The sequence below is a fragment of the Pseudoalteromonas sp. XI10 genome (genome assembly GCF_001469895.1).
Lineage (GTDB): Bacteria > Pseudomonadota > Gammaproteobacteria > Enterobacterales > Alteromonadaceae > Pseudoalteromonas.
The window spans coordinates 50,276-64,612 of sequence record NZ_LOPY01000061.1 but is presented as its reverse complement, the minus strand read 5'-3'; the positions used below and the strand labels follow the sequence as shown (position 1 = coordinate 64,612).

14 protein-coding genes are annotated in these 14,337 nt (G+C 42.6%); all 14 read left to right on the top strand.

Features of this window, described 5'->3' with window-relative positions:
• Positions 1 to 118: 118 nt before the first annotated feature.
• The 14 genes from AUR67_RS18890 (at position 119) to fliP (ending at position 14,318) form a co-directional block, all read left to right on the top strand.
• A complete protein-coding gene (locus AUR67_RS18890) occupies positions 119 to 1,231 on the top strand; it encodes a sensor histidine kinase (RefSeq protein WP_058586393.1) in 1,113 nt (370 codons plus the stop codon).
• Positions 1,228 to 2,631 (top strand): sigma-54-dependent transcriptional regulator, encoded by a 1,404-nt coding sequence (locus tag AUR67_RS18885; protein ID WP_054562184.1) that lies wholly within the window; start codon positions 1,228 to 1,230, stop codon positions 2,629 to 2,631. The genes AUR67_RS18890 and AUR67_RS18885 overlap by 4 nt, the downstream gene beginning before the upstream one ends.
• A 170-nt stretch (positions 2,632 to 2,801) precedes the next feature.
• Positions 2,802 to 3,134 (top strand): flagellar hook-basal body complex protein FliE, encoded by a 333-nt coding sequence (gene fliE / locus AUR67_RS18880; RefSeq protein WP_054562183.1) that lies wholly within the window; start codon positions 2,802 to 2,804, stop codon positions 3,132 to 3,134.
• A 20-nt stretch (positions 3,135 to 3,154) separates the two neighbouring features.
• Positions 3,155 to 4,870 carry a flagellar basal-body MS-ring/collar protein FliF gene (fliF, locus tag AUR67_RS18875; RefSeq protein ID WP_058586392.1) on the top strand — a complete coding sequence of 572 codons (1,716 nt, stop codon included), beginning with the start codon at positions 3,155 to 3,157 and terminating at the stop codon, positions 4,868 to 4,870.
• Positions 4,863 to 5,903: a flagellar motor switch protein FliG gene (gene fliG / locus AUR67_RS18870; RefSeq protein ID WP_054553274.1), complete on the top strand. Its 1,041-nt coding sequence runs from the start codon at positions 4,863 to 4,865 to the stop codon at positions 5,901 to 5,903. Before fliF ends, fliG begins: the two co-directional genes overlap by 8 nt.
• A 3-nt stretch (positions 5,904 to 5,906) precedes the next feature.
• Complete coding sequence (fliH, locus tag AUR67_RS18865; RefSeq protein WP_058586391.1) at positions 5,907 to 6,725, top strand: flagellar assembly protein FliH; 819 nt, start codon at positions 5,907 to 5,909, stop codon at positions 6,723 to 6,725.
• A gap of 17 nt (positions 6,726 to 6,742) precedes the next feature.
• Positions 6,743 to 8,077, top strand: coding sequence for a flagellar protein export ATPase FliI (fliI, locus tag AUR67_RS18860; RefSeq protein WP_055197963.1), 1,335 nt, complete (start codon positions 6,743 to 6,745; stop codon positions 8,075 to 8,077).
• Entirely contained in the window at positions 8,077 to 8,532 is a 456-nt protein-coding gene (gene fliJ, locus AUR67_RS18855) for a flagellar export protein FliJ (RefSeq protein ID WP_055020703.1), read from the top strand. Before fliI ends, fliJ begins: the two co-directional genes overlap by 1 nt.
• Before the next feature lie 100 nt (positions 8,533 to 8,632).
• Positions 8,633 to 11,071, top strand: a complete 2,439-nt coding sequence (locus AUR67_RS18850; protein ID WP_058586390.1) for a flagellar hook-length control protein FliK — start codon at positions 8,633 to 8,635, stop codon at positions 11,069 to 11,071.
• A gap of 72 nt (positions 11,072 to 11,143) precedes the next feature.
• Positions 11,144 to 11,668 carry a flagellar basal body-associated protein FliL gene (fliL, locus tag AUR67_RS18845; protein ID WP_058586389.1) on the top strand — a complete coding sequence of 175 codons (525 nt, stop codon included), beginning with the start codon at positions 11,144 to 11,146 and terminating at the stop codon, positions 11,666 to 11,668.
• A 9-nt stretch (positions 11,669 to 11,677) separates the two neighbouring features.
• Positions 11,678 to 12,769, top strand: coding sequence for a flagellar motor switch protein FliM (gene fliM, locus AUR67_RS18840; protein WP_054553268.1), 1,092 nt, complete (start codon positions 11,678 to 11,680; stop codon positions 12,767 to 12,769).
• Between the two features lie 22 nt (positions 12,770 to 12,791).
• Positions 12,792 to 13,193 (top strand): flagellar motor switch protein FliN, encoded by a 402-nt coding sequence (gene fliN / locus AUR67_RS18835; protein WP_054553267.1) that lies wholly within the window; start codon positions 12,792 to 12,794, stop codon positions 13,191 to 13,193.
• Entirely contained in the window at positions 13,190 to 13,573 is a 384-nt protein-coding gene (gene fliO, locus AUR67_RS18830; RefSeq protein WP_054553266.1) for a flagellar biosynthetic protein FliO, read from the top strand. Before fliN ends, fliO begins: the two co-directional genes overlap by 4 nt.
• A gap of 4 nt (positions 13,574 to 13,577) precedes the next feature.
• Positions 13,578 to 14,318: a flagellar type III secretion system pore protein FliP gene (gene fliP, locus AUR67_RS18825; RefSeq protein WP_054553265.1), complete on the top strand. Its 741-nt coding sequence runs from the start codon at positions 13,578 to 13,580 to the stop codon at positions 14,316 to 14,318.
• Positions 14,319 to 14,337 lie beyond the last annotated feature (19 nt).

Here is a 14,337-nt window from a genome sequence, read left to right as displayed (position 1 = left end):
GCGATTGTCATTTTTTTGTCAGTGTTATTTGGTCTTTAATTTATTGAAATAAAACAAAAATAAATTTGGTACGGATTGTGCATTTAGCTAGGTAGACACGATTTTTTGAGTATTAATTATGGCCTTAGCAAATGTCCTAAAACCACAATTTATCACAGCCAAACAATATAACCCATGCTTACAACAAGAAGAGTATGTGGGTGAGTTGAGCGAGTTGCGCCAACAAGCCAGTTGGTTAGGTCATTTGGTTGATACCATGCCTGCGGGTGTGGTGGTTTTAGATGGCCGAGGCATGATCGCAAAAGCCAATCAAATTGCCATTGATATGCTAGGTGAACCCCTTGAAGGTGAAAAGTGGTTTAGCGTAATTCAACGCTCATTTCGACCACAGCAAGACGATGGACATGAAGTATCACTTAAGGATGGCCGTTTAATAAAGCTTGATATTACTGCGCTTGCTCCAGAGCCAGGGCAGTTAATTTTAATGACAGATTTAACTGAAACCAGGCGCTTACAAAAGCGAGTAGCACATATGCAGCGCTTAAGTGCGCTTGGCAAAATGGTCGCTTCGCTTGCTCATCAGGTCAGAACACCGTTATCAGCGGCCATGCTTTATGCTGCCAATTTAGGCTCAAAGCGATTGCCAGAAAGCTCGCGTGGCAACTTTCATACGAAGCTAATGTCGCGTTTAAAAGATTTAGAAACCCAAGTGAACGATATGCTGTTATTTGCCAAAAGTGGTGAGCAACAAGTGGTCGAAAGCGTTTCAATGCAACAGTTACTTAATGAAGTAAAAGCCGGTGCTGATGCTATGGTTGCACAAAATAACAGTGAACTTAGCGTGAACTTGCCTGAGCCAGATATTGAAATTATGGGTAATAAAACTGCTCTGGCGAGTGCTATTCAAAACCTGATCCACAATAGTATTCAAATTATTGGCTCTGAGGCTGTGGTAACCCTGAGTGCCGAACGTGACGAAACTAGCGAAAACTGTGTTCGTATCAGTGTCAGTGATAATGGCCCAGGTGTTGATTTACGTCATGCCAACAAATTATTCGAACCTTTTTACACTACCAAAAGCCAAGGCACGGGGCTTGGACTTGCAGTTGTAAGTTCAGTCGCCAATGCGCACCAAGGACGGGTTGAAGTGACTAATAATGCTCATGGGGGAGCATGTTTTAGTTTGATCTTGCCAATTAGTGCAGAACCAATGTCAGCGGAGGCAATATGAATACTAACTCTATTTTAGTCGTTGAAGACGACGCAGGCTTACGAGAAGCACTGATTGATACCCTTGAAATGTCGGGTATTGATTGCGTTGCTGCAGATAGCGCTGAACAAGCGATGATCTTGCTTAAGCAAAATAGCTATTCATTGGTTGTTAGTGATGTGCAAATGGGCGCCATGAGTGGCCTTGACCTATTACGTAGCATTAAACTTAATTATCCTGAGCTGCCGGTATTAATGATGACAGCCTATGCCACCATTGATGATGCTGTAGAAGCAATGCGTTTAGGCGCGATTGATTATATGGCAAAACCGTTTGCTCCAGAAGTACTCCTTAATATGGTGAGTCGTTATTTGCCTGAAAAGGAAAAAGAAACCGATGGCCCAATCGTTGCCGATCCATCAAGTATTAAGCTATTGGAGCTCGCGAGCAAAGTAGCCCGTTCAGATGCCAGTGTCATGGTACTCGGCCCAAGTGGCTCGGGTAAAGAAGTCTTGGCTCGTTTTATCCACGATAAATCAAATCGTAGCGATGCCCCCTTTGTGGCTATTAACTGCGCTGCTATTCCTGAAAACATGCTTGAAGCAACCTTATTCGGTTACGAAAAAGGGGCGTTTACCGGCGCTATTCAAGCCTGTCCGGGTAAATTTGAGCAAGCTCAAGGTGGTACCATCTTACTTGATGAAATTACTGAGATGGATTTAGGCTTGCAAGCTAAATTACTGCGTGTACTTCAAGAGCGCGAAGTAGAGCGCTTAGGCGGTCGTAAAACCATAGAGCTTGATGTTCGCGTGCTTGCTACAAGTAACCGAGATTTAAAAGAAGCAGTGAGCGAAAATCTATTTAGAGAAGATTTATATTATCGCTTAAATGTATTCCCGCTAATGTGGAAACCATTAGCCGAGCGTCCTGGCGACATTATTGTATTGGCTGAGCATTTAATAGAGCGTCATTGCCTGAAAAGTAAAGAGCCTATCGCTCAACTAAGTGAGGGTGCGAAACAAAAGCTACTATCTCATGCTTGGCCAGGTAACGTACGAGAGCTTGATAACGTTATTCAACGGGCGTTGATATTATGCGATGGTAATAGTATTCATCAAGATGATGTCTTTATTGAAGAGTTGCTTACGGTTGATATAAAGCCAGTCGCTACGCCGCCACACAACGCACCGGTATATCAAGAACAGCCTGTTGAAGTTAATTTAGATACCGTGCCACAAGTGAGTGAGCAAGGTAATTACAAAGACGAGCTGAAAGACAAAGAGCATCGTATTATTTTAGAAACCTTAGCGCGCTGTAATGGTAAGCGCAAAGAGGTTGCAGAAACCTTAGGTATTAGTCCGCGCACGTTACGTTATAAACTGGCGCAAATGCGAGACTTGGGTATCGCCTTACCTGCATAAACTCCTTCCAAAAAGTTACTCAAACAAGCTCACATTTTTGTGAGCTTGTTTGCTGTCAAAACTCTGACATGCCAAATAAATAGTTCAAGTTGTTGAATTTGTTTGTTTTATTTTGTGGCACGGTTTGTGCTTTATCAGTGCATAAGTAAACTGCATTGTCAGAGAGTATTATGAAAGTTCAAAACAGCGCATTATTTCAAGAAATGCAAGCTATGGCTTCAGAAGTAGGCCGTAGTAACTCAATTAATAATTTACCAACACAAACTCAGCCAACATCGTCGGCACAGTTTGGTGATTTACTTACCAATGCACTTGATACAGTGAATGGCTTACAACAAGACGCTAAGCAAAAAGTAACAGCAATGGAAATGGGCGACCGCAGTGTTTCTTTAGCTGACGTAATGATTGCTTCGCAAAAATCATCAGTCGCTTTTGAAGCTACGGTGCAAGTTCGAAATAAACTTGTTGAAGCTTATAAAGAAATCATGAACATGCCTGTGTAACTAGGTAGTGGAGAATTATTGTGGCGCAATCTAATCAATCAACTGATCTAGCCTTAGCAGGCGGCGGTATCGACTCAACCGATACTGATGATCAACAAGAGCAAAAGTCAGGCTACCTAAGTGCCTTAAACGGTGTAGATGTTTTACGCCAGGTTACTTTAGTGATCGCTTTGGCAATCTGTTTGGCTATCGCAATTTTTATTATTATTTGGGCTCGTCAACCAGATATGCGTCCGCTTGGCAAAATGCCAACGGAAGAGCTTATTCAAACGCTGGACTTTTTAGACGCTCAAAAGATTGATTACGAACTTGATGGTAACGTCATCTCTGTTGAAGAAGGTGAATACCAAAACATTAAATTATTGATGGCTCGTGAAGGCCTAGAGCAAGCGCCAAGCTCAGGTACTGACATCATCATGCAAGACATGGGGTTTGGTGTTAGCCAACGCCTTGAACGTGAACGTTTAAAACATGGTCGTGAGCAACAGCTTGCACGTACCATCGAAGAGCTAAAAAATGTTACTCGCGCCAAAGTACTTTTAGCTATTCCAAAAGAAAACGTATTTGCTCGTCGTGAAAAACAACCTTCAGCGACGGTAGTGCTTACCTTAAAACGCGGTCGTACACTTGACGGTGAAGAAGTTGACTCAGTAGTTGATATTGTTGCCTCAGCAGTCCAAGGTTTATCGCCAGAGCGTGTTACTGTTACCGATCAAAATGGTCGCTTACTTAATTCAGGTTCACAAAACTCACTTGCTGCTCGCTCTCGTAAAGAGTATGAGATTGAACGTAAGCGTGAAGAAGAGTACTTAAATAAAATCGATAGCATCCTTATTCCAGTTGTAGGCTTAGGTAACTATACCGCGCAAGTCGATTTAAACATGGATTTTAGTGCAGTCGAAGAAACACAAAAACGTTATAACCCAGACTTACCCGCTGTGCGCAGTGAAACCACGTTCGAAGAAAGCAACATCGGTGGTCTTGCAGTGGGCATCCCTGGTGCGCTAACGAATCAGCCGCCAGTTAACTCTAATATTCCAGAAATTGCAGGCCAAGGTGGAGCAGGTTCAGCAACGAACCCAAGTCGTTCGCATAAAGAAGCAACACGTAACTACGAGCTTGATACAACAATTTCGCATAAGCGTCAGCAAACCGGTGTTATTCGTCGTATCAGTGTTTCAGTTGCCGTTGATTATGTACCACAAGTGGGTGAAAACGGTGAAACAACCATGGTTCCTCGCTCTGTAGAAGCATTGTCAAATATTCGTCGCTTATTACAAGGTGGTGTTGGTTTTGATATGCAGCGTGGTGATGCACTTGAAGTTGTTACAGTGCCATTTGTTCGAGAAGATGCTGGTGAAGCGATTGAAGTTCCGCTTTGGGAGCAAGATTGGTTCATGAAGATGCTACGCTTAGCATTAGGTGCACTGGTTATCATCGTACTGATTGTCTTTGTAGTAAGACCTATGCTGAAACGTCTAATTTACCCAGACGATACACTAGAAGAATATGATGAAGATGCATTAAGTGCAGGTGTAGATATTGGTGATAGCACGCTAGATATGCTAAATAAAGACTTTGACTCTGCTGCTGTAGGATTCTCAAGTGATGGTACACTACAGCTGCCAGACTTACATGGCGATGAAGATTTACTCAAAGCAGTTCGTGCATTGGTTGCAAATGAACCAGAACTGTCTTCTCAAGTAGTGAAAGCGTGGTTAACAGAAGATGACTGATCAAGAACAAAAACAACTACCACCGGCGTTTGATGTTGATAAACTAGACGGTGTGGATAAGGCGGCAATCTTATTGCTGAGCTTATCAGAAGAAGATGCTGCGCAAATCCTTAAGCACTTAGAGCCAAAGCAAGTGCAAAAAGTGGGTATGGCAATGGCTGCGCTAGATGATTTATCGCAAGCGAAAATTAGCGCAGTCCATAATTTGTTTATTGAGCAAATTCAAAGCTTCAGTACCATTGGCTTCCAGTCTGAAGACTTTATCAAAAAAGCCCTTACAGCAGCGCTTGGTGAAGACAAGGCAGCCAGCCTTATTGACCAAATTGTTATGGGCTCAGGGGCGAAAGGTCTTGATTCATTGAAGTGGATGGATTCAAAGCAAGTGGCGAATATCATTCGCAACGAGCACCCGCAAATTCAAACCATTGTTTTATCGTATTTAGAACCAGAGCAATCAGCGGAAATTTTGTCGCAATTCCCAGAAAAAGTGCGCTTAGATTTAACCATGCGTATTGCTAACCTTGAAGAAGTTCAACCAGCAGCATTGCAAGAGTTGAATGAAATCATGGAGAAACAGTTCGCAGGTCAAGCCGGTGCGCAAGCTGCGAAAATGGGTGGCTTGAAAGCGGCTGCTGATATCATGAACTACCTAGATACCAATGTTGAAGGTCAGTTAATGGATTCAATCCGTGAACACGATGAAGAGATGTCACAGCAAATCCAAGACCTTATGTTTGTCTTTGAGAACTTAATGGATGTTGAAGACCGTGGTATTCAAGCGATCCTTCGTGAAGTACAGCAAGATGTATTAATGAAAGCAATTAAAGGTACTGACGAAGCATTAAAAGAGAAGATTTTGGGCAATATGTCAAAACGTGCTGCTGAATTACTCGCTGATGATCTTGAGGCAATGGGCCCTGTTCGTATTAGTGAAGTAGAAGCAGCGCAGAAAGAAATTCTTTCTACGGCACGTCGTTTAGCTGACTCAGGCGAAATTATGCTTGGTGGCGGTGGTGGTGAGGAGTTCCTGTAAGCCATGAGTAAGTCTTCATTTCATACAGGACATCCAGTGCATGCCAGTGAAGCTGCCGATGAATTATTGGAAAACTGGCCAATTCCTGAAGTGACGCAAGATACAACAAAACTTGCCGGACGTTCAACGGCGTATGGCACGCCTTTAGCTGACTTATATCGCAAAGAGCAGCAAAAGCAGCAGGCCGAAGAGCAGCCAGAAGAGCCTGAAATTCCGTCATTGACCATGGCTGAGCTTGAAAAGATCCGTCAAGATGCCTATGAAGAAGGGCTAAAGCAAGGTCATGAGCAAGGCTATATAGATGGTTTTGAAAAAGGCGCACATGAGGGAAAAGAAGCTGGCTTTAAAGAAGGTGTTGAGCTTGGTAAGGAGCAAGGCCAAGAAGAAATAAAGCCAATTTTAGAAGAGCAGCTGACCAAGTTAAGAGGCCTACTTGATAGCCTTTCTCAACCATTATCTAAAGTCGATGAAAGTGCCGAAAAGCAGTTAGTGCAGTTAGCTGTGATGTTAACTGAAGTTTTAGTTTACCAAGAAATTAAAACCTCACCTGAAGTCATTTTGCATGCTTTGAAGCAAGCTATTGATGCGTTAGGTGAAGAGCAAGCGAAAGTACGTATTCACTTACACCCTGATGATATTACTTTAATTACCGAAAGTTATGGCGAACAAACTATCGCAGATAACCATTGGCAGTTAGTTGCAGAGCCGACTTTAGAACGTGGTGGCTGCGAAATTAAAACCCCGCAATCATCCCTCGACATGACAATAAAAACCCGCGTCAAAGAAACGTTGGAAAACTTTTTGCATAGCAGTGGTATCTAATACTTTTTAGGCTCATTATGAGTGCTCAATCAATGACTCTAAGCGAACGTTTACAGCGCTATGAAAAAAATATCAAGGCCCCAAAACCAGCTGTTGCTGGTATTCTGACGCGTGTCGTTGGTTTAACGCTAGAAGCAAAAGGGCTTAGAGCACCTGTTGGCAGTCAATGTAAAATTGAAACCATTAACGGCTTTGTTGATGCTGAAGTCGTTGGTTTTAATGACCAAACACTTTACTTGATGCCAAATGATCACATCTCTGGCGTACTGCCTGGTGCACGAGTTATCCCAAAGCTAAATGAAACAGGACTGCCTGTTGGCATGAGTTTACTTGGCCGTGTAGTGGATGGCCTTGGTCGGCCACTTGATGGCTTAGGTGCCATTAATGCTGAGCATCACTTAAAGTTTGCGCAAAACTCAATTAACCCTCTTGCAAGACGACCAATCAGTCAACCTATGGACGTAGGTGTACGAGCCATCAACTCCGTTATTACCGTAGGTCAAGGCCAGCGTATGGGTCTGTTTGCAGGCTCTGGTGTCGGTAAATCAGTATTACTGGGTATGATGACTCGCGGCTCTGAAGCAGATGTAATTGTGGTAGGTCTTGTGGGTGAACGTGGTCGTGAGGTAAAAGAGTTCATTGAAGAAATTTTAGGTGTTGAAGGGCGTAAGCGCTCAGTGGTGGTTGCAGCTCCTGCGGATGCTTCACCATTAATGCGTTTAAAAGGCTGTGAAAGTGCAGTGACCATTGCGGAATACTTTCGCGATCAAGGTCTTAACGTATTGTTATTACTTGACTCCGTTACCCGTTATGCCATGGCGCAACGTGAAATCGCCTTAGCCGTTGGTGAGCCTCCAGCAACTAAGGGGTATCCGCCTTCAGTATTCGCCAAACTACCTGCGCTGGTGGAGCGTGCCGGTAATGGTGGTGAAGGGCAAGGTTCGATCACCGCGTTTTTCACTGTGCTTAGTGAAGGGGATGATATGCAAGATCCAATTGCTGACTCTGCTCGCGCTATATTAGACGGCCACATTGTTTTATCTCGAGATTTAGCTGACAGTGGTCATTATCCGGCTATTGATATCGAAAAATCGATTTCTCGTGTTATGCCACAAGTTGTATCTGAAGCGCATATGCAACAAGCTCGAGTGCTAAAACAAGTGTATTCAATGTATCAACAGAACAAAGATATGATCACACTAGGTGCGTACCAAAAAGGCACCGACCCTATGCTTGACCAAGCAATTAATATGATGCCACGTGTGAATCAATTCCTTCAGCAAGGCATGAAAGATGTGATCAGTTATGATGATGGTCTACAAGGTCTTGCACAGTTATTAGGACAAGGTTAATGGCTCAAAGTAAACTTGATTTATTGTTAAAGCTTGAGAGCGATAAGGAAGAATCTTTACGCATGGATTATTTAAAAGCCCAGCAGCACTTACAAAGCAATCAACAAAAACTGCAAGGACTGAATAACTTTCGCATGGAGTATTCTCAGCAGTTGCATTTGAAAGGTCGCTCTGGTTTGTCTAGTGCTGGGTTTAGTCAATATCATGCCTTTATCGCAAAAATTGAAGAAGCGATACGCCAGCAAGCAAGCACAGTGAATACTGCAAAACAAGTTGTTACGCAGCGCAAAGCATTGTGGTTAAAACAACAAGTGAAAGCAAAAGCAGTAGCGAAGTTAATCGAAAAGCAAGCTGAAAAACAAGCGATGAAAGTAGCTAAAGCGGAGCAAAAAATGCTGGATGAATTTGCTTCAAATCAGTTTTATCAACGTCAACTTAAAAACGCACTTCTCTAAAATACTATCTTTTTTAGGCATGTTAATTGCATTTACCTAACCAGTAGCATTAATTTTGGCACTTGCGGCGGCAAATTGCCTCTTTAGTTTTAGGTGAATTATGGCGATCAGTGATATCAATTTGCAGGTTAAAACTGAGCAAGGTACTGGTTTTTCAGGCAAAGACTCAGAGCCTAGCGACAAAGCATCGGGCTTAAGTTTTTTAACTTCACTTACAGAAGCAAGTGAAGCGGCAAACGCGCAAGCAAATACCACCCCTCAAACAAAAAGTGATGGAGATACTCATTCTGTTGATGAAACTAAAGCTATCAGTATTTCTGAAGAGCCTAAATCAGATACCAAATTAGGTGATGAAAACACAACTGCTGATGCTAAAGTTGCAACTGCTACCACGTCTACAGAACAGAAATCTAAAACAAGTCCAGATATTCGTAATGAAGCTGTAACTAAAGAGCAAAGCGAAGAACTTGCTCTAGTAGAAGATGAAGAAAACTCACTGCTTTCGCAAATTAATGCGGCTCAAGCTATGAGTACGCGTGTTAATAAATTGATTGAAAATAATGATTTTAGCCCTGTAGTTGTTGATAAAAAACCAGCCCCAATCGATACCATTACACCTGTTATACCTTCACCGATGACAGACGTTGCACAAACCGATGATTCAAAAGCCGACGCGGAAGGCGACAGTTCAATAGCAAGCTTATTACATAAGTCTAAAGTTGCGACAGCGGTAGATAGCCAGCTAAAAGCGATTGGCGATTTACCACCAAAAGATAGTGTGACTCCGATTGTTGATGGTCCATTAACAGACAAAGAAAAGCAGGGTGTTTCAGCTGTTAATACACCTGATACAAAGCCTCAAGTATCTAACTTTGCCAGTGCGACACAAGCAACTGACAACAAAGAAACCACCGTTGATGTAGACGCTCTGTTAAATAGCGCTCAGAAACAGGCTGTGAATTCAGACGCTACAAAAACACCTGATGGCAAAGAACTTGGCGTAAATGAGGCAAGTAAAACTGTTTTAAATAAGGTGGTTGCAGATTTAAATAGCGATGCTCAAGTAGATACAAAAACAGCTGAAGTTAATTCAAAACAAACACAAAGCTACACTGACAAAACGGCAGCAAATTTCAGTGCTGAGCAAAGCATTGCTAAAAACATTGAAGCTGGCACGGCAAAAGTGGCAGATAAACCAACTGACGCAGCAACCAAAGTTGATCTAGCCGTAACAGAAAAGCCAGAGTCAGATAAACCAGTAACAGATAAGTCAATCGTTAGCTTGCTGGCCAAAGTACAAAGTGGCGACGGGCAGGCTGTAAGTGAGTTCGCTAAAGGTTTATCGCTAACCTCTGAGCAACAAAAGCAACTTGAGCAACAAATAAATCAACTTAAAGCTGATAATAAGCTCGGTGCTGATGAGGTGGCAACTATCAAGTCGCTATTGACTGATGTGAACAGTAGTAAGCCTACAACGCAAACTGCACAGAGTCCTGTATCACAACTTGCTGTAGAGCAAGACATTGCTGAAGAAAGCCAGGCTAAACAAGATGCTAAATTAGCTGACAATAAGGCTCTCGATAACAAATTACCTACAGGCGTAGAAAAGCAAATCACGGCGCTGACTAAGGATGAGCAGCAAGCACTGTTAAACAAAGTGAACACTCAGCTGCAAACGTTAACGCCGGGCACTGCTCAGTACGAAAAATTAGCTGCAGCTCAAACTGTGCTGACAGAGGCTATTAATGCCCCTGCAACAGCCAGTACTGCGATGCCAGTAACCGCAGCAACAGTTAATGTTGAAAATAATAAAGCGAAACAAAATAATACCACGCAAATTACAGCCGATGTGACAAAAGTAGTTGCTAGTGAAGAAGTAACCACAGAGCTTGATACAAAAATTAATACTGAACGTACACAGGAAACTGTTACTGTGCGTGTAGCTCAATTATTTACTCAGCTAACGACTCAAGCAAATGCAACAACACAACCAGGTGCCTATGAAATGGCTCATCAGCAATATGAGCAAGCACTAGACGTACAAACAATGCATACACAAACAACTGCGCAAACTCAGACTCAATCTAAATCGGTGAATGTTGACCCAAGTGTAATGCAAGCGATTAATATCATAAAAAGTGATGCTGCAAAAATGCTTCAAGAGCGAGTTAGCGCGTTACTAAATATTAATAATAAAGAAGCTGAAATTCGCTTAGATCCGCCAGAAATGGGCAGTATGCAAATTCGTATACGTAGTGATGCTGAACAAGCACAAATTAATTTTGTTGTTCAAAATCAGCAGGCTAAAGAAGCTTTAGAGCAATCAATGCCACGCTTACGAGAAATGCTTGCACAGCAAGGTATTGAGCTTGGTGAAAGTAGTATTCAGCAGGGTAACCCTGAGCAACAACAAGAGCAGTCTGGGCAAGGGCAGCTTGCTGGAAATCAACAAGCTGAGGAGCAGCAGCCAGAAGTAACAGCACAAAGCGCAGAAACTTCTCGACAACAATCTTCATCATCAATAGATTACTATGCATAAGTCCTGCTATTATAAGAAATAAAATAGTTACAGCGCGATGAACAGCTTGCTGTAACTTTGAGGGAAGTGACAATGGCCGAAGAAGCAAATTTAGAAATAGAAGACACGGGTAAAGGCAAAAAGAAGCTGATTATCATCATTGCAGCTGTAGTGTTGATTGCTGGTGCTGCTGCGGGTTACTTTTTATTTATGGGCGATGATGCCCCTGAAGAAAGCCTAGCAGATGAAACCACAGTGACAGAGGCTGCTGCTGCACCATCGAGCTCCGCACAGATTGGTTCGGCTCTGTATGTCGCAATGCCACGCCCATTTGTATTTAATGTACCCGGTGCTAGTCGCGACCGTATTGTACAAATAAAAGTTCAGCTACTTGTTCGCGGTGAAGTGAACGAAGAAACTGCCAAAAAGCATATTCCACTTATCGAAAGTACCTTACTTGGCGTTCTTTCAACAACGACCGCAGATGAATTAGGTACCAGTGAAGGTAAAGAGTCAGTACGTGTTGCTGCACTTGAAAAAGTACAATCAGCATTAAGTGATGTTGAAGGTAGCAAAGTGATAGAGCGGGTATTATTTACCGGCTTTGTGATGCAATAAGGGGTCAGCGTGAGCGATTTATTATCTCAAGACGAAATTGATGCGCTCTTACATGGCGTTGATGAAGTCGAAGAGGAAGATATTCACGAAGGTGATGACTTAGACAGTAATACCTTACAGTATGACTTCTCATCACAAGATCGTATTGTCCGGGGTCGTATGCCGACCTTGGAGATCGTGAATGAACGTTTTGCCCGTCATATGCGAATTAGCCTATTTAACATGATGCGCCGCACCGCCGAGGTGTCGATTAATGGCGTGCAAATGATTAAATTTGGCGAATATATTCATACCTTATTCGTGCCAACTAGTTTGAACATGGTGCGTTTTCGTCCGTTGAAGGGCACTGGCCTAATTACCATGGAAGCCCGATTAGTATTCATTTTAGTGGATAACTTTTTTGGTGGTGATGGCCGCTATCATGCAAAAATAGAAGGCCGTGAATTTACCCCAACAGAACGCCGTATTGTTCAAATGCTGCTTAAAATTATCTTCGAAGATTATAAAGAAGCATGGGCGCCGGTAATGGATGTGTCTTTTGAGTATCTTGACTCAGAAGTTAACCCAGCGATGGCTAACATCGTAAGTCCAACTGAAGTGGTTGTTATTAGCTCTTTCCATATTGAGCTAGATGGTGGTGGTGGTGATTTCCATATCGCATTACCGTATTCAATGCTTGAGCCAATCCGTGAATTACTCGATGCGGGTGTGCAATCTGACACCGAAGACACTGACTTACGTTGGAGTAAAGCATTACGTGATGAGATCATGGATGTTGAGGTCGATTTATCGACTCAATTGCTTGAGGTTGATTTAACGCTACAACAGATTATGGAGCTTAAAGCTGGCGATATTATCCCTGTTGAAATGCCAGAACATATCACCGTATTTGTAGAAGAATTGCCGACCTTCAGAGCGAAAATGGGCCGCTCTCGTGACAATGTGGCACTACAAATTAGCGAAAAAATTAAACGCCCTGAATCAGTTAAGTCAGAACTACATGTGTTCACAAAAGGTGGCAAAAAACTGGATTCAGATGCAGAATTAGCAGAACTAGAAGAAGATCTACATCTATCTGAAGGTGTAGATTTAGACTGGTAGTCGATTTATAAGGTTAAACATAATGAGTGATGATCAAGATACAATGGACGAATGGGCTGCGGCACTAGCCGAAGCTGAAGAAGCTGAGGGTGGCTCAGGCGATGCTGCTGTAGCGGAGCTTGATGAGTTAAAAGATGAAAGACATGAGCTGTCTGGCGACGAAAAACGTAAACTTGATACTATCTTGGACATTCCAGTTACTATTTCGATGGAAGTGGGTCGTTCAAAAATCAACATTCGTAACTTATTACAGCTTAACCAAGGTTCAGTGGTAGAACTAGACCGAGTCGCTGGTGAGCCACTTGATGTATTGGTTAATGGCACCCTGATTGCGCATGGTGAGGTGGTTGTCGTCAACGATAAGTTCGGTATTCGTTTAACAGACGTTATCAGCCAAGTTGAGCGTATTAAAAAGTTACGATGAATGCTTTAGTTGCTTTAACAAGTGCGTCGAGCACTGCATTTCCTACGGCATCACCGACGGCAGATTTACTGTCTATGGTGATGTCTTTGCTTTTAGTGCTGGTGGTTATTATTGCTTTGGCTTTTTTGGTTAAAAAACTAAATCCAAATCTTGCTAATAGCGATGAATTTAAAGTAGTGCGCAGTTTGCCTTTGGGCTCTCGTGAGCGCTTGATGGTCATTGAAATCGATAACGCTCAGCACTTAATTGGTGTGACCCCGCATAGTATTAACTACCTGCATAAACTAGAAACACCATTACAAGAAAAAGAACTGCCAGAACTTGCCAAAAAATTTGGTAAGTTACTGAACCCACAATCACCTTCAAATAAAAAGAATTAACGCTATGATCAAGTGGATACTTATTTTAGCAAGTGTGTTGTTTTTGCCGTCGGTTAACGCTGAAGGCATAGAAGCACTGACCATTACCACCAACCCTGATGGCTCTCAAGATTACTCCGTGACGCTACAAGTGTTAGCGATTATGACGGCGCTGAGTTTTATTCCAGCAGCGGTCATTATGATGACTTCATTTACACGGATTATTGTGGTTCTGGCGATATTACGCCAAGCAATAGGCTTACAACAAACACCATCGAATCAAATTTTGTTAGGCATGTCGCTGTTTTTAAGTATTTTTATTATGGCGCCAATTTATCAACAGGTGAATGAGCGTGCCATTGAGCCGTACTTGAATGAACAAGTTACCTCAGTGCAAGCATTAGAACTTGCCAAAGAGCCAATGAAAGCGTTTATGCTCTCGCAAGTTCGTATAAAAGATTTAGAGACCTTTGCGAAAATAGCTGGTTATGAGCAATTAGATTCGCCAGAAGACACGCCGTTGATTGTATTGATCCCAGCGTTTGTTACCAGCGAATTGCAAACGGCCTTTATCATTGGTTTTATGTTTTTTATTCCTTTTTTGATAGTTGATTTAGTAGTGGCCTCCGTATTAATGGCCATGGGTATGATGATGCTTTCGCCGATGATTGTATCTTTGCCGTTTAAGATTATGCTGTTTGTATTAGTAGATGGTTGGAGCCTTGTGATGGGCACGCTGGCGAAGAGCTTTGGGCTCGGGGTGTAACAATGCAATTCAAGACACA